Annotated in this window: 10 protein-coding genes and 2 pseudogenes; 8 read left to right on the forward strand and 4 right to left on the reverse strand. The window is 59.0% G+C overall.

Translation table 11 applies throughout. The features are described 5' to 3' along the window. Nucleotides 1-8 precede the first annotated feature (8 nt). Nucleotides 9-1,280, reverse strand: coding sequence for a recombinase family protein (locus tag IB238_RS00005; protein WP_246723552.1), 1,272 nt, complete (start codon nt 1,278-1,280; stop codon nt 9-11). Between IB238_RS00005 and IB238_RS24410 the strand changes: the two genes are divergently transcribed. The 3 genes and pseudogenes from IB238_RS24410 to IB238_RS24415 form a co-directional block, all read left to right on the forward strand. Then, the gene (locus IB238_RS24410; RefSeq protein ID WP_246723666.1) at nt 1,257-1,673 is read left to right on the forward strand and encodes a hypothetical protein; all 417 of its coding nucleotides are present in this window, start codon (nt 1,257-1,259) and stop codon (nt 1,671-1,673) included. The genes IB238_RS00005 and IB238_RS24410 overlap by 24 nt on opposite strands. A gap of 87 nt (nt 1,674-1,760) precedes the next feature. Further along, the gene (locus IB238_RS00010; RefSeq protein ID WP_192242273.1) at nt 1,761-2,336 is read left to right on the forward strand and encodes an XdhC family protein; all 576 of its coding nucleotides are present in this window, start codon (nt 1,761-1,763) and stop codon (nt 2,334-2,336) included. Nucleotides 2,337-2,382: 46 nt separating this feature from the next. After that, nucleotides 2,383-2,476 (forward strand): annotated as a pseudogene (locus IB238_RS24415) (NAD(P)(+) transhydrogenase (Re/Si-specific) subunit beta); the annotation flags it as partial. 433 nt (nt 2,477-2,909) lie between these two features. Here the strand turns inward: IB238_RS24415 and IB238_RS00020 are convergent. Beyond that, nucleotides 2,910-4,615, reverse strand: a pseudogene (locus tag IB238_RS00020) (Na/Pi symporter). A gap of 190 nt (nt 4,616-4,805) precedes the next feature. On the opposite strand from IB238_RS00020, the gene IB238_RS00025 reads away from it, so the two are divergent. From IB238_RS00025 to IB238_RS00035, 3 genes are read left to right on the forward strand one after another with little or no spacing between them, the layout of a single operon-like run. Beyond that, nucleotides 4,806-6,605, forward strand: coding sequence for an adenylate/guanylate cyclase domain-containing protein (locus tag IB238_RS00025; RefSeq protein ID WP_192242274.1), 1,800 nt, complete (start codon nt 4,806-4,808; stop codon nt 6,603-6,605). Next, nucleotides 6,602-8,512, forward strand: coding sequence for a DUF1254 domain-containing protein (locus tag IB238_RS00030; protein ID WP_246723450.1), 1,911 nt, complete (start codon nt 6,602-6,604; stop codon nt 8,510-8,512). The genes IB238_RS00025 and IB238_RS00030 overlap by 4 nt, the downstream gene beginning before the upstream one ends. A gap of 51 nt (nt 8,513-8,563) precedes the next feature. Continuing rightward, nucleotides 8,564-10,003 (forward strand): DUF1254 domain-containing protein, encoded by a 1,440-nt coding sequence (locus IB238_RS00035; protein WP_192242275.1) that lies wholly within the window; start codon nt 8,564-8,566, stop codon nt 10,001-10,003. Nucleotides 10,004-10,280: 277 nt separating this feature from the next. Here IB238_RS00035 and IB238_RS00040 read toward each other — a convergent pair whose 3' ends face one another. Together IB238_RS00040 and IB238_RS00045 are read right to left on the reverse strand one after the other, a co-directional pair. Beyond that, nucleotides 10,281-11,687 (reverse strand): DUF1254 domain-containing protein, encoded by a 1,407-nt coding sequence (locus IB238_RS00040; protein ID WP_192242276.1) that lies wholly within the window; start codon nt 11,685-11,687, stop codon nt 10,281-10,283. 149 nt (nt 11,688-11,836) lie between these two features. Next, nucleotides 11,837-12,223, reverse strand: a complete 387-nt coding sequence (locus IB238_RS00045) for a YkvA family protein (protein WP_192247217.1) — start codon at nt 12,221-12,223, stop codon at nt 11,837-11,839. 367 nt (nt 12,224-12,590) lie between these two features. Between IB238_RS00045 and IB238_RS00050 the strand changes: the two genes are divergently transcribed. Together IB238_RS00050 and IB238_RS00055 are read left to right on the forward strand one after the other, a co-directional pair. Beyond that, a complete protein-coding gene (locus IB238_RS00050; protein ID WP_192242277.1) occupies nt 12,591-13,256 on the forward strand; it encodes a hypothetical protein in 666 nt (221 codons plus the stop codon). Between the two features lie 10 nt (nt 13,257-13,266). Then, complete coding sequence (locus IB238_RS00055) at nt 13,267-15,921, forward strand: OmpA family protein (protein ID WP_246723451.1); 2,655 nt, start codon at nt 13,267-13,269, stop codon at nt 15,919-15,921. Nucleotides 15,922-15,926 lie beyond the last annotated feature (5 nt).

The following is a 15,926-nucleotide window of genomic DNA, read 5'->3' on the forward strand; positions in this document are numbered from 1 at the left end:
CGTCAGGCTCATAACCTGAAGGCCGCAGGTTCAAATCCTGCCCCCGCAACCACTGAAGCTTGAATATTTTGCCATTCAAGTCGTTTTGCCGAAAGCTCCTCCGCGTAAGCGTCGAGGAGCTTTTGTTGTTTCTCCTTCGTCTCGATCTCGCCAGCCTCCAGCTTCTCGATGAAATCCGTGTGCACCTCGGCGACGAAGCGGCGTTCCATGTAATCCAGCACGTCCATCTGTGCGAGGATGCTGGCGATCAGGCCGTGCACTTCCAGCGTGGCCGGCTGATGGCCCGGTGTCTTGCCGATCACCACCTTCTGGACCAGCGATCGGACGATCGGCATGATCTGACGTTTGGCATCCTCGTTCTTGCCGCGGCGCGCCTGCAGGAAGAAATGACGCATGCGTAGTTCCGTCTGGGCGGGATCGTGACGCTTCCTCAGTTCTTCGATCTTCGCCGTCATGTCTGGTTCCGACGTTGCGAAGGCATCAAGATCCTTTGCCAGCGCCGTCCGCTGGACCTCGAGTTGATCGAGGATATCGTCGAGGGCGGCAAGGGGCGGGCGGTCCTGCAAGGCGCGGTCCGAGATCTGCTGGATGATGTTCTTCTGCTTGCGTTCCAGTTCCTTCAGATCGCGCTTCATGTGCTCGCGCTCCGCTTCCGGGCGACGAAGTTTGGAAGCCTCCTGTTCGATCGCTTTCGCCGACATCGTGTCAAACACCCCGATCGAAAAGAAGGCAGCGGGCAGGCAATCGAGAACGCGCTGTTCCAGTTCCTGGCGAGTAATGGTCTTGCTGTTGCCACAGCAGGCGCCGCCAAGATCGTCGATCGGCAGGCGCTTTTTGCGGTTGGTGCAGCTATAGCGGTCCTTGCCGGAGATCGCGTAGGGGCCGCCACATTCCGCGCATTCGAGCAAGTGACTGAGCAGATATTCCGGGCGATGCGTCGCGTTCAGCCGGTTGCTCTGCCCGAAATCGAACAATTCACCGATCTCTTTCTGACGTTCCTTCACGCGCTGCCACAATTTGTCGGGGACGATGCGCATAGACGGTACGTCCGTCAGTACCCACGCGCTGGCATCATTGACGCGCGCGGTGCGTCGTTCGGTAGCTGGGTTCTTGCGGTAGTTGCGCTTGTTCCAGATCATGCGGCCAATGTAGCTCTCATTGTTGAGGATGCCGGTGCCACGGCTGACGTGGCCGCGGATGGCGGTATCGCGCCACTTCAGGCCCCGTGAGCCAGGGACGCCCTCCTTGTTCAAGAGTTGGGCGATGTCGCGTGGCGACATGCCGTCGGCATAGAGCGTGAAGATACGGCGAACAATCTCTGCCTTGCCTGGATCGATCTCGCGCAGGCCCTTGATACGATCACCGTTCGCATCGCGCTGCTGGGAGAGCATGTAGCCGTAGGCGAGGCAGGTGGATGCCTTACCTTTCTGGACAGCCATCTTCATGCCTTCGCGCGTGCGGTAGCGGATCTGCTCAACCAGTTCATGGCTGAGCGCGGCACGCAACGCCATCTCGAGGTCGGTCACCGGCGTGCCGGCATGGACGGTCCAGATATCGGCGTCGCGATAGCGAAGTTCCTTGAGGATCTTCGCGCTGTGCTCGGGATGTGTTTCATTGAAGGCCCGGAGGGTCTTTCGATTGAGCTGCTAGAGCGTGATGAAAAATACCGATGATCTACAAAATGCCGGCGGAAACCTTCAACTGGGCGCCCACACAAGACGGTAACTGGCACTAACACCATCGCAGCTGGCGAAATTTAAATGGGGCGTTGGCTGCTAGCAGTTCATGATCGGCCAGTTATCACACCGATTCGCGCAGGCGTGAGCGATGATCTACAAGAAATTCTGGCATTCGCCGTGAAAGAGGCAATAGCTGAAGGCGCGGCTATTGCGACGCTTGTTGAAATTAGGGGTGGCGCAGCGCGTTCACTCGGGTCACACCTAGCTATTGCGGCCTCGGGGCAGACGGGAGAAGTCGAAGCCGTTGCACGAATAGCCGGCGCAGCTGGCCATGATGTTTCAACAATCAAGGGATCTAGCTGCTTTGAAAATATTGACAGATTCAGTGCAGTCACACTTTTGCATCACGACCTGGATGCGGAGGAAGAGATCTTGTTGGCTAGCTTGAAGTCGTCTGCCTTTTATATCGGAGCACTTGGAAGTACGCGCACTCAGAAGCGACGCCACGATAGATTGAAACGCTTGGGTATCGATGATGAAGCACTGAACCGTATAAAGGCACCGATCGGGCTTTTTGGGCCGACGCGCGATGCATCCTTACTTGCAATTTCGGTACTGGCCGACGTTTCCGCAGCTCGACTGGCCGCCTATCCATGATCAGTGATATCAGGTTAACCTTGCCGAGACGGCTCAGGCAGCCACCAACATCTATTCCGGTTGGGCGGCGGCGATCGGCTTCACGCTCGGCAACGATCTGCTCATTGTCACCGGCGTCGCTGGTCGGCTCCTCGGGCGCGAGGCGGTCAACACAGACTGCTCGATGCCGCAGAACTCGCCCGCAGCATGGATAGATTTGCGGGAGTGGTTGCTGCCCCGCGCCGTTCATTGACCTCCGGAATCATGGCGGTATTCCCAGATGTCCGTCGATCGGCAAAACGGGCGGCCTAACAATTGTGTTGCACCTCCCACGATCGCGCAGGGCCGACTTCTAACGGCCCAGCGCTGCAATTGAGCCTCGTGGGGTGTCCGCATTGGTCATACAGATCTACATTGACCGATCCTGAAAGCGGACATCACAAGCGACGAAATGCAAACCCTGGTTCCTCCAGGTGCCCGCAGGCGGCTCCTCTTTCCTGCTGGGCAGGTGGTTGGGTCGGTAGCCTTCAGCCGGCCAGCGAACTTGGCGGCATCGCTGCCGCTACGCCATGTCCGCTCACGACGCCCGGGGGATTAACTGGACTCATCTCCCTCCGCTACTTTCTGGTTGGGGCTACCGGCCAGACCGTCATCGCTACGGCCCAGGAGGTGCGCGACCGAACGTGAGGCATGATGCGCGATCCGGTTGAACCACCGGACAGCGTCGATCCGCGCGAAGGCTTCCGCCGCGGTCAGCTTTCCTGGTGCAACCGAGGCCAGCGTCGCGGCGCGATAGTCCCGCTGCAGGGAGTGGAGCTCCCTCGCTGCGACCGCCACCTCGGCGAGCGCCGCGGCGATCTCAGACGAAACGCTCCAGCCGATGGGTGCGGCCTGCGCGCTAAGGGCGGCTTCGGAGGTAATCGAACGACCGGCCGCTTCCGCCGCACGCAGGGCCTTTTCGCACAGCTCGGCGGCGCGAAGGTGATCGGCGACTCCGGCAGGCTGTCCCGGGACCCCGCCCTCCGCCACGACTTCCACGAGGCGCGAGGCGTAATCGAGCGCGTGCAGCGTGCTGGTCATGCGGTGCTGCTCGGCCTCGGTCTCGGGCGGCTCCTTGAGTTCGGAGAGGAAAGCCCTGACTTCCTCGAGCGCCGCAGCGGCGGCCTGGGTGTCCTCCACCACACGGCCGGCCGCGCCGGAAAGCTGCGCGGAAAGCGAGGCGGCGGTCTTTGCCAACACATCAGCCACGACGCGCCGGGCAGTCTCGACCGCGATCACCGGACTGGCGAGCGCGCTCGGATCGAGCGCGCGCTGCAGCGCCGTCTGCCTGGAGGGCAGCAGCCGCTCCACCACGCGCGTGAACCACTGCGTCGCCGGGAGGAGCACCGCGACGCCGATGACGTTGTACGCCGTGTGGTAGGCGGCAAGCAGCGTCATCCCGTCGGCCGACGCGACGAGAGCCCTCATTAGCGCCGCCGTGAAGGGAAAGGCCCCGCGATGGCGATCAGCGCCGCGATCACCTTGAACAGCACATAGGCAAGCGCAAGGCGCTTGGCCGTCGTGCTGGCGCCGATGGCCGCAAGCGCCGAGCTCGTCGCCGTCCCGATATTCTGGCCGATGATCAGAGCTGCACCCTGCTCCAGGCCGACCGCCCCGGCGTAGAAGGCCGAGATGGTCACTGCGATAGCGGCGGTCGAGGATTGCATGACCGCGGTCATCGCCAAGCCGACGACAATCAGGGTCATGAGGCCAACCGACCCTGATAGCCAGCCTACCCCCGGCATGCCGAGCACCGCGGGCAGGTCAGACGGATGCAGGCTCTCCGCAAGACCTTGCATGCCCTGTTGGAGCGTCGTCAGCCCGTAAAGCACCAGCGCGAAACCTGCGAGGGCGCCGCCCGCCGCCGCGATCCGCCCGCCGCCCAGCAACTTGGCCAGAGCGCCAATGAAGATCATCGGCAGGGCTTAGGCTGAAAGCGAGACGCGCACGCCGATCAACGCCACCAGCCAGCCGGTGCCCGTGGTGCCGACATTGGCGCCGAAGACCAGGCCGAGCCCTTGCGGAAAGGTGAGCAGCCCGGCGCTGACGAGGCCGATCGTGGTCATGGTGACCGCGCTCGACGACTGTACGAGCAGCGTGACGATCGCTCCCCAGAAGGCGCCCGAGAGCGGCGTCGACGCCGCATGGCCGAGGGCGGTGCGCAGGGCTGATCCTGCCAGCGCCTTCAGGCCGTCGGCCATGACGGTCATGCCGAGTAGGAACAGCCCGACGCCGCCGAGAGTGGTAATGGCTGTCAACATGCGCGTTTCTTTCCCGCGGTCTGTTTGGGGGTGATCGCATCAGAAAAGCGCCAAGAGGGGGACAAGGTTCCCCTGCGCCAAGGAACACCACTTTGACATGAGATCAAAGCTGATTTCAAACAGACAGGCAGATAGCTCGCCTGCTCCGTAGAGCGGGTGTAGTCTGCGTTAAGACCGTTCGACGTGTCGCATGGCCGATGAGGTCAGTCCCTTGGAACGAAAACTCGCCGCTATTCTTGTTGCCGATCTGGTTGGCTACTCGCACCTCGTGGAGGTTGACGAGGCCAACACTCTCGAGACACTTAAAAGTCTCCTCGCATCGCCAATTAAGCCGGCCATTACAAGTCATCACGGCCGCATCGTGAAGTTGATGGGTGATGGGCTCATGGCTGAGTTCTCGTCCATCGTTGAAGCGGTAACCTGCGCGGTAGAAATCCAGTCGTCCATCGCCGCGCTGCCGGTAACAAATGCCGGAAGTCCCCGTATGACCTTCCGCATGGGAATCAATCTTGGAGATGTCGTTATCGACGGTGACGACCTGTTGGGAGATGGAGTGAACATCGCAGCACGGTTGGAGAAGCTTTGCCGTCCGGGCAGCGTTTTAATCTCCGGCTCCGCATTTGAACACGTCAGCGGCAAAGTCGACGCGGTGTTCGAATATGCCGGCGAACAGCATCTCAAGAACATCGATCGCGCGGTAAAAGCCTATCACCTTAGAGTCGCTGGTACGGGTGACGTGCGGCACCGAGACACCATGATCGAGAAGCCGACGATCGCAGTTCTTCCGTTCGAAAACATGTCGGGCGATGCCGAGCAAACCTATTTCAGCGACGGAATGACCGAGGACGTCATTACCGAACTTTCCCGGTTTCCCGAACTGACGGTCCTCGCGCGCAACTCTTCGTTCGCCTTTCGTGGTCAGGCAGCCGATTTGCGGGAGATAGGACGACTTTTAAATGCGCAGTACGTGATCGAAGGAAGCGTCCGTCGGATAGGAGAACAGATACGCGTCACTGCCCAGCTTGTAGCGACGAAAAATGCTACGCATCTTTGGGCCGAACGATACGACAGGGCGATCGACGACGTATTTTTGATCCAGGAAGAGATAGCACAGGCCATCGTTGCAACGGTCGCCCAGCGGGTCAGGGACGACAGCGAAACCGCGGCGCGCCGCAGACGGCCGGAAGACATGCGGGCCTACGATCTGTTCCTTCAAGGCAACCGTCTCTCAGACTCTTTCAACCCTGGAGCTCAGGACCGCGCAAAGGCACTTTTCGAGGCAGCCTTGGAGATCGACCCGTCTTTCGCCCGCGCCTACACAGGTTTGGCTTTCGTGCATCTGAATTACGCGACCGACGAAGGGATCGGCATTCCGCGGGAAAGCGACGAGAACCGGATCAAAGCCTTGCAGTGTGCCGAAGAGGCGCTGGCGCTGGATCCGAACGATCCGCGGGTGCATTACGCCTATGGATACATGTGCCTGACCTGGCGAGACTTCGATCGGGCTGAACACCATCTGAACCGAGCGAGACAGATGAACCCGAACGATCCGATCATCCAGATTGTCTGGGCTTGGAAGGAAGGGGCCATGGGAAGGGCGGAACAGGGGCTTGCCGCAGCGGAAACCGCGTTCCGCCTCAATCCGATGTATCCAGCCTGGTACAACTACTACCGATCCCACCTGTTGTTTCAACTCGAAAGGTATAGCGAGGCCGCCGTCCTTCTTGAGCAACGGACTTTCGATACGCCTGCTCGACACCCGCGGGACATGGCATGGCGCGCCGCCTGCTATGGGCATCTCGGCCGCGGCGACGAGGCCAAACGTTGCGGCGAAATTTTCATCAGTTCTCTCTCCGCCTTGTGGCGGGGGGATGCAACCGCCGGTCCCGCGGAATATGTCGATTGGCTTGTAGACGTGTCCTACCTGAGGGAGCCCGGTGACGTCGAGCGTCTTCGCATGGGACTGAGGCTTGCAGCTCTACCGGCATGACGAAAGAAATGGGTCGTCAGCAGTCAGAAGCCTATATCCTCCCTATGGGTTATTGGGCGTTACTATCCGCCGCTTTGCGCCTTCATATCATCCGTAGAGACCAGCTTGGCCGCTTCCCGAAAGCGGACGTTGCCAGCGACAAGGCGGACGACGAGATTGCGCCAAAAGGCGACGTACAGTCCGCGGAGAGCGGTGACCGATTTTGGGGTCGACAAGCTGATGAAGCCGGCCTGGCGTCCACCATCTGCAAAACCTCGCCGGAAGGCTCGTCTTTGTCCACTATGTCTACACGGCCCGAACGTAGGGGCGGTCATTCGTTTTTGACCTGGTGCTCATCAAATCCAATAGGGAGGAGACCAGATGATCAATCAAACCACATTCATCCGCCGCGACGTGCTGACGGTTGGAAGCGCAATGCTTGCAGCCACAGCGCTACGCGCGATGCCTACTGCCGCCTCGCGGAGACAGTACCCGCGAGGCGGGCATATACGACGGACATTCCGCCGGAAATCGTTACGCCGAACGAGCTCGATACGCGGCTAGGAACGCTGCGATTCTTTGACGGATTTCCTGACGATGAAACGGTGCAGAAAGTCTATGACAACCTTGATTTCCAGCGCGCCGTACAGGCGTTTCTCAGGGCTCTGCCGCCTACGTCCCTTGTCGCCATGCGTCGCGGCATCCGCTCCTTCGGCCCCGACAACCGGACTGTCCTCATCTTCGAAACACTCGTGGACTCGCGCACGCTGTTTCTCACGGCCAACGCCGAAACGGTCTATGCGAGTGCATGGATCGATCTCAAGAACGGCCCAGTCGTGATCGAAAGCCCACCCAACACGCTTGGTCTTGTGGACGATTTCTGGTTTCACTATGTTGCCGATCTCGGCAACGCAGGACCGGACAAGGGCCAAGGTGGCAAATTCCTGTTTCTGCCGCCGGGGTATCGAGGCTCAACGCCTGACGGGTACTTTGTCTTCAGATCGCCGACCTACGGCAACTGGTTCGTCACCCGTGGCTTCCTGGTGAACGGTGACCCGAAGCCCGCGGTCGAGAGTTTCAAGCAGCGACTGAAAATCTACGCGCTGGCAGAGGCCTCCAATCCGCCTGCGACGAATTTCGTCAACGCCTCCGGCCGAGCGTTCAACACCATCCACGCGATGGACGCCACCTTCTTCGACGAGCTAAGCGAGGTGATTCAGGAGGAGCCGAACTCGGCAATTGACCCGGAAACGCTCGGATTGCTCGCTTCGATGGGCCTGGAGCATGGCAAGCCCTTCGCGCCCGACGAGCGGATGAGAAGGATCCTGGTGGAAGCCGCTGCGGTCGGCGGCGCCACCGCACGCGCGATCGCATTCCGTTCGCGTGAGAAGGAAGCCTTCCTTTACCCAAACAGTGCTTGGTGCGTGCCATTCGTCGGTGGCAGCCATGAATTCGAACAGGCGGGCGTCCGCCTGCTGGATCCGCGCTCATTCTTCTTCTTCATGGCCACCGGCATCACTCCGGCGATGTCCGCCAAAGTGGTCGGCATTGGATCGCAATATGCCCTCGCCTTCGTTGATTCGAAGGGCCGGCCGCTAAATGGGGGCAAGGCTTACCGGCTTCACCTTCCTTCGAATATTCCGGCGAAAAACTTCTGGTCGATCCTCCTCTACGACAACCAGACGCGTTCGATGCTGCAGACCGACGAGCAATTCCCGAGCATCGGCAGCCTGAGCGAAGGTATCGCGGTCAATCCCGATACTTCGGTGGAGGTGTATTTCGGCCCCAGGGCGCCGTCCGGCAGGGAAAGCAACTGGGTGCAGACCATTCCGGGCAAAGGCTTCAACGCGATGCTGCGCCTCTATGGCCCACTCGAGCCGTGGTTCGACAAAACCTGGCGGCCGGGCGAGATCGAACACACAGTGTAGTTTGGTCGTTCTCCGGTCGACGTCACGATCACATGGTTGTGGAGGGAGATCATGCTCGCACACTCTGTTTCCCGAATTACCATTTTGCGCGTGCTTTTTGTCATCGCCATGCTCGGCGAAACGTCGGCGAGTGCACAGCAGGACCCGGCCTCGACCCACGAGGAACTGGTCCACCAGCAGATGCTTCAGCGCGGCACACAGGCTGCGATCTGGGGCATATCGGCAGTGAGCATGATGGGACTTCGCCGCGGCGCCGAGAGGGACCTCGGTGCAACGTTTAGTGACATCCTGTATTCGTCGCAGTTGTTCGGGCCGCGGCAAGCATTTCTCACCGCGAATAACCAAACGCCTAATGTCATCGTGATGCTGGACACGACGGATGGTCCGGTTGTTCTGGAAGTTCCGCCGGCTTCCGATAGGACGGTGTTCTTTGGTAGCATCATCGACGCTTGGCAGGTGCCGCTCGCCGATGTCGGGCCGCAAGGCGAAGACGCCGGCAAGGGAGGGAAATACCTTGTCTTGCCGCCAGGGTACGACAAGCCGCTGCCTGACGGCTACTTGGTTAGCCGTCCAAAGACCTATCATACCTATGTGGCGCTGCGTCCGATTGCCGTCCACGGCGGAACACTTGCCGAGGCAGTGGCCTACTCCAAGAAACTCAAGGCCTATCCACTGAGCGATCCAACCAGGACGGGCCGCTATATCGACGTGTTCCCGAAAGCCTGGAATACCCTCCCTGCTTATGACATCAGTTATTTTGCGGACCTGGCAGCAGTCATTACCGAAGAGCCCGTCCAGGAAAAGGACTTGGCGATGATGGGCATGCTGTCGAGCATAGGCATCAGCAAGGGGCAGCCGTTTCAGCCCGACAGCCAGACCCAAAGGACGCTTCAAGAAGCCATAAAACTCGCTTATGCAATGATGCAAGACTATTTCACGACACCAGGAAAGGCTCTGATTCCATACTGGCCAGGCAGCCAGTGGCAAAGCGCCCACCTTTCCAAAGAACAAGCCGAGGCAGGCTTCCCGTTTGCAACGGCGGATGAACTCCTGATCGACGAGCGAGCCGGTGGCATCTATTTCTGGGCGACGTGGTTGCCGAAGTACCTCGGCGCGGGCACGTTCTATTTACTGGCCATGCGTGACAGCGGAGGCGCACTGTTTGATGGAACGAGCCTCTATCGTCTCAAGGTGCCCAAGGAGGTACCCGCCCGTGATTTCTGGTCTGCTATTGTTTACAGTATGGAGACCAAAGCCTTTGTTCGGGATGCGAGCAAAGTCGGGATTTCCTCATACGAGAAGGCGGATCTCAAAGCGAGCGCCGACGGCGCGATAGATCTCTATTTCGGTCCGAAGTCGCCGGACGGGCTGGAAGCCAACTGGCTTCCCACTGGTGGCAAACCATTCTTTCTCATTTTCCGCTTGTACGGGCCGGAGAAGGCGCTCTTCGACAAGACGTGGACGTTGCCGGACGTGGAGAAGGTCAGATAAGCCAAATGCCCATTTGCAAGGGCAGAGCGGGGCTCGGCCGCCAAGCTTGTCCGTAGTGTCGGAGGCCGCGCCGCAAAAAAGGGTCACCACGCGCAGCAGAACATCGGTCTGGGTTACCGCCAGCCCGGCGAGCGGTAGTTCTCGCGACCGTGTTGAAACGTCCGCTTTCGGGATACGGCAAAACCTGCCGCAATGGGCGCGAAGCTGTCCTCCAGTGACCAGACCATCTATGTCCGTTGTGGGCCACTGGCGGCAGTGCTACCGTGTATCACCTTCGCTAATCGCGAACTTTGACGACGTCGGTCAGCACCCACTTCCTGTCAAAGAAGTCCTTGGTCGGGCCGTAAGCTCGAAACATCAGCTCGAACTTCCGCATTGGATCGGTCGGCACCCAGTTTGCTTCCCCGCCATCGGGAGCCTTTGGACCGAAATAGAGGTCGATCGACCCGTCCGCGTTCTTTTGAAGCTCGGGAATCTGTGATGAGCGGCTGGCGCGCGCCATGTTCTTGATCAGTGCATGGGTTTCACGATCATAGGCGGTTACCGACCAGTACTGCTCGACGGGAACGTTCGGCGGAACATTAAGCTGATAGGTCTTGCTGCCTTCGAAGGCGTTGCCATCCTTGTCGAGGATCGAGATCGAGTAGAACTGCCCGGCCCCAAGCCGTTTGATGCCGATATAGGCGTAGCTATAGGTGACGCCGCGATCATCAACCGGATAAGCGTTCTCCTCGTCAAAGCCATGCTGGGAGGCCTGTATGATGCTCGGATATCCTGGAAAGGTCCAACGGCTCGTTTCCGAAAAGAAGGGCGGAAACCCGGCGTCATATCTGGCTTCCAGCAGCGCGCGGCCTTCCTCGATTGCCGATGTCATCAGCGATCTCATGTGCTCATCGGGATTGTAAGGCTTGCCCTTCTCGATGCCGATCGATTTCAACTGATCGATCATGACCCGATCACGGACGATCCATGGCTCCTCCTGGACGACGCGGTCGAGATTGTCGAAGAAGCTCGCGTCCCATTTGATCGTGGAATCAAAGAGAACGTCCTTCACGTCGGTGAACACCGTCTCGGGCGGATTGGCGGCAGCGGACAGCGAATAGACCTTCATTTTCTTGCCGTAGTCGATCGACGCCTGAACATCGGCATCGCCGTGGCTTTTCAAGTTTGACCGGAGCAGCATGTAACCGCCAAGCACGTCCGACTGCAGCGGGATGAAGCCCTCGGGTAGCTTTTCCGTGTAGCCGGGCGGCAAGATCACGAACTTGCCGCCTTGGCCCTTGTCGACGCCATGCAGCCCAGCATCTTCCAGCGGTAGCTGCCAGGCGGTTACGATGTTGGCATTGAAGGACGCGTCGTTTTCAGCCGGCGGCAGGTCGAGAACCACCGGTCCATCCCTGGTCGTGAAGAAAACCATGAAATAAAGAGCGTCGGGATTTGGCGTCAGCGTCTGGTTCTTCCAGTCGAGCGGACGACCCCAATAGATGGCTTGACCGACCTTACCGGGTGTCTTCGTCAGCATTTCCTGGCGCATCAGGTCATAGTTGACGGCAGGCATACCCCAAACGACGGCCTGCACGGCCTTGCGTTGGATTTCTCTGTCGGCGATCTGTCGCGGCACCTGTTCTGCGCCATGGGCAACGCTGCCTACCAACAATAGGCACAAAAGTACGAAGAACTTCATCAGCCGATCCTCCGCCCCGTAGCTTACCACCATGGGACGAACCGCTGAAAAATGCAAAAGGGCTCAAGGCCATGAACGGCCAAACCTTCGCGGCAACTATGCGCCCCATGGTAGACATCACCGCCGCGGCTGCCTACTTGCTTCGCGAATCAAGGTCCGTCGAATTTTCGCCATGCGAACCAAGTGACGGCAGCTACAAGGATCGTCCACGCGACGACGATTGCCACCAGGCCGAGACGGCTGGTTGGCCGCTGGATTATTTGTTCTGCCTGCATTCTGAAGTCGACCATGAGATGTTCCGGTATCAATCGAACTGCCAGCAGAATGCCGAGCGGCACAATCAACAGATCGTCCAAATATCCAAGAACAGGGACGAAATCCGGTATGAGATCGACGGGCGAGAGGGCATAGGCAGCAACTGTCCCGGCGACGACTTTGGCGGTGAGCGGTGTGCGTGCGTCACGGGCGGCGATCCAAAGCGCAACGACGTCACGCTTTACGGATCGCGCCCATGTTTTCAGGGAAGTGAGCCACATGACCGACCCATACCAGATAGACGTTTGGAGATCACCAGGCACATGTCCGCAATGCGCCTTCATGTCGGCCGTAGAGACCAGCTTGGCCGCTTCCCGAAAGCAGACGTCGCCAGCGACAAGGCCGGACTACTGGATTGCGCCCTAGGCAGTCATTGGCAAATTTCGCTACTCATGACGTGACTTTTATCAACTCGCCCCTCCGTTGCTACGTCAGTGCCGTAGCGCTCGGCTGCGTCACGAATCAGCTTGAGTCAATCGCGCTGCGTCAGAAATCGGCTTGCGTCAAGAGGATTCCGGCTTGTGGGTAAGCTATTTTGCTGACATTCTTCCTGCACTGTGGCAGGCGTTCAAATGGAGGGGCATAAGGATGGCAAAGGAATCCTCTATTACCGCTTCTTCTGCGAATAAGGCGGACGAAAGTCTGATAGGTAATGCAGAGGGAAACGGGCTGAACTTCATGGCGGCCCAGGCCCGCGAGGGCGGGATTTCCGGTGACGCTGTAGGTGTCGACAAGATACGCGATCTGCTGTTCGGCAACCAGATGCAGGACTATGACCGCCGTTTTTCCAAGCTTGAAGAACGGTTCCTGCAGCGCTTCAAGGATGTCGAATCCGAGGCCAAGCGCAATCTTGAAACGTACGAGTCAAATGCAAAGAAGCAGGTCGAATCGCTCGCGGCGCAATTGCGGAGCGAAAAAGATGCACGAGCCGATGCCGACAAGGAGATTGACAGGAATCTTCGCGAGCAAAATCAGGCGCTTGAAAAGCAGGTGCGCGCGTTGTCGGATCAATTGAGCGAGCTTGAGCGCGACGTTGCGGACCGGATAAATCGAACCGATCATTTGCTGCGTGAGGAAATCAAGCAAAAGAATGAAAGCATTCAGATGCTAATGGAGAAAATGTTTTCCGATCTCAGCCACGTCAAGACCGACAGAAATCTTTTGGCTGGCCTGTTTGTCGAGGTTGCAAAATGCATAAATCAGGATTCCGGCGGTAGCAATAGCAACTCGGAACGTGGCTGGAAAGCGAGTTGATCGGAGCTTGATGTCGACCGTCGACCCAATCAGGCCTCCTCAAAGTGCCGCCTCGAACGATACCGAGATCGATCGCGCGGCTCTGGCTAGTCTTTTGGTCGAAATTGCCCGGAACGTTGATCCGGACCATCATGTGCGTTTCGACGGAGTTCCAACCGCCGATCGTCGTATGGAAACGCTGCGCCAGTTGCTGGTCGGCCGCGAAATTTCGGAGCTTTCACGAGTTACACATCTGCTGGGCGAACCGGAGCAGTTTGCGGAAGCAGTGGGCGGCGTTCTTCCCAGTGCAGCCGCACGGGCGCCTCATGCGCAGCTCGGCGAGGCCATTGCGCCAGCCGTCGAAAGGGCTGTGCAGCGGTCGATCCAGAAGAGCCCGCGCACGCTGACGGATATATTATACCCGGTGTTTCTGCCGGCAATTCGCAAGTCGATCGGGGAAAAGATCGACCAGACCTTTCAGTCGCTGAATGAAACTTTAAGACATATATTTACCTGGCATGGGCTCAAGTGGAGGTTTGAGGCTTGGAGAACTGGTGCCAGCTTCTCGGAAGTTGTTCTGAAGCATTCTCTTGTCTATCGTGTAGAACATGTCTTTCTCATTGACCGAAATTCCGGGCTTTTGATCGCGCATGTAACTGCCGATAATGCAACGAGCGAGGATCCTCAACTCATTTCTTCGATGCTCAGTGCAATTCAAGACTTTGTCAAAGACTCATTTAACGAGAAAGAACAAAGCGGCCTGGACACTATCCGCTTTGGGGAGCTTCGTCTCTGGTCAGAAGTTGGACCGTTTGCGACCTTGGTTGCGGTGATCCGGGGAAATCCGCCAGAGGAATTGCATGAAATAGTTCGCGATGTGTTGCTTCGCATCCATGATGAATACTCGCAGGCTTTAGAGCAGTTTGACGGCGACGGTTCTCAGTTAGCCGGCATAGAGACGCAGTTGCAGACCTGCGTTGAACTGAAGCAGGAGGACTCAAACCAGGGATTTCCGTGGCTGGTGGCGGCTGCAGTCCTGCTGGTGTTGATTCCGGCAGGCGGTTGGTTCTTTCTTTCCTGGCAATCCGGGCAGCGCTGGCAGGCCTATATGTCGCGACTTGAGGCCCAACCGGGCATCATCGTCGCCCAACAAACGGCGAGGGGCGGACATTTCTACATTTCCGGCTTGAGAGACCCGCTTGGCGCCGACCCGCAGTCGCTTTTGTCTGAAACGCATGTCGATCCCGCCCGCGTTCATTCGCAATGGCAATTCTATCAGAGCCTTGAGCCGGAGTTCGTGTTGAAGCGGCTGACGGCGTCGCTGGCTCCGCCGGATACAGTCCGACTTTCGATCGTCAAGGATCGCATTGTTGCCGAGGGTGAGGCTCCCGACACCTGGATAGATCGGGCGCGCGCAGCGGCCCGACAGCTTTCGGCAGGCGGACCGGTATTCGATATCGCCAAGGTCCGCGATGTGAGCCCCGAAGCACGCGCGGCGGAGCACTGGCAGGCCTATGTGTCGCGACTGGGGACCCAGCCGGGCATTATCGTTGCCGAACAAAAGGTGCGCGATGGCCAATTCTATATTGCCGGCCTGAGAGACCCGCTTGGCGCGGACCCGCAGTCGCTGTTGTCCGGAACGCAGGTCGATCCCGCCCGCGTTCATTCGCAATGGCAATTCTATCAGAGCCTTGAGCCGGAGTTCGTGTTGAAGCGGCTGACGGCGTCGCTGGCTCCGCCGGATACAGTCCGACTTTCGATCGTCAAGGATCGCATTGTTGCCGAGGGTGAAGCTCCCGACACCTGGATAGATCGGGCGCGCGCAGCGGCCCGACAGCTTTCGGCAGGCGGACCGGTATTCGATATCGCCAAGGTCCGCGATGTGAGCCCCGAAGCACGCGCGGCGGAGCACTGGCAGGTCTATGTGTCGCGACTGGGGACCCAGCCGGGCATTATCGTTGCCGAACAAAAGGTGCGCGATGGCCAATTCTATATTGCCGGCCTGAGAGACCCGCTTGGCGCGGACCCGCAGTCGCTGTTGTCCGGAACGCAGGTCGATCCCGCCCGCGTTCATTCGCAATGGCAATTCTATCAGAGCCTTGAGCCGGAGTTCGTGTTGAAGCGGCTGACGGCGTCGCTGGCTCCGCCCAAATCTGTTCTGCTTTCGATCGTCAAGGGCCGCATCGTTGTCGTGGGTGAGGCTCCTGCCAACTGGATCAACCGGGCGCGGGCCGCCGCAGAAGAGCTTTCGGCGGACGGAGTGGTTCTGGATGTCTCGCAGCTGCATGAGCTGAACCTTGCAGAACTTAATTATTTGAGAGAGGCCATCCAGGCGACCGATATTTTCTTCTACTCCGGCAAAGCTGTGCCGGGACCAGAACAGACGCCGGTCCTCGACAGGTTGGCGGATCAAATAAAGGAATTCGCCCAAAAGGCCCGCAAGTCAGGCGTAACAGCGCGGTTCATGTTGACCGGCCATGCGGACGCCACGGGCCGCGAGACGGCCAACGTGTCGATCAGCGCCTCCCGCGCCGAGACAGTTCGTGCGCTTCTCAACAAGCGCGGCGTCGCTCCGGAACTGCTGCTGGTTCGGGGCGCTGGCACTTTTGAGCCGGTGGTGCCTGAAAATAGTCGAACTGGGAGTTCCACCAATCGCCGGGTTTCGATTACGGTAAACCTAGAGTAGTGCGG

The organism is Rhizobium sp. ARZ01 (assembly GCF_014851675.1).
Taxonomy (GTDB): domain Bacteria; phylum Pseudomonadota; class Alphaproteobacteria; order Rhizobiales; family Rhizobiaceae; genus Mycoplana.

Bases quoted from the DNA above. Each gene is read 5' to 3' on its own strand.
- IB238_RS00030 (WP_246723450.1), top strand. From the start codon at position 6,602: ATGACGAAAGAAATGGGTCGTCAGCAGTCAGAAGCCTATATCCTCCCT.
- IB238_RS00045 (WP_192247217.1), bottom strand. From the start codon at position 12,223: ATGTGGCTCACTTCCCTGAAAACATGGGCGCGATCCGTAAAGCGTGAC.
- IB238_RS00055 (WP_246723451.1), top strand. From the start codon at position 13,267: ATGTCGACCGTCGACCCAATCAGGCCTCCTCAAAGTGCCGCCTCGAAC.
- IB238_RS00050 (WP_192242277.1), top strand. From the start codon at position 12,591: ATGGCAAAGGAATCCTCTATTACCGCTTCTTCTGCGAATAAGGCGGAC.
- IB238_RS00040 (WP_192242276.1), bottom strand. From the start codon at position 11,687: ATGAAGTTCTTCGTACTTTTGTGCCTATTGTTGGTAGGCAGCGTTGCC.
- IB238_RS00025 (WP_192242274.1), top strand. From the start codon at position 4,806: ATGGCCGATGAGGTCAGTCCCTTGGAACGAAAACTCGCCGCTATTCTT.
- IB238_RS00010 (WP_192242273.1), top strand. From the start codon at position 1,761: ATGGGGCGTTGGCTGCTAGCAGTTCATGATCGGCCAGTTATCACACCG.
- IB238_RS00005 (WP_246723552.1), bottom strand. From the start codon at position 1,280: ATGTCGCCACGCGACATCGCCCAACTCTTGAACAAGGAGGGCGTCCCT.
- IB238_RS00035 (WP_192242275.1), top strand. From the start codon at position 8,564: ATGCTCGCACACTCTGTTTCCCGAATTACCATTTTGCGCGTGCTTTTT.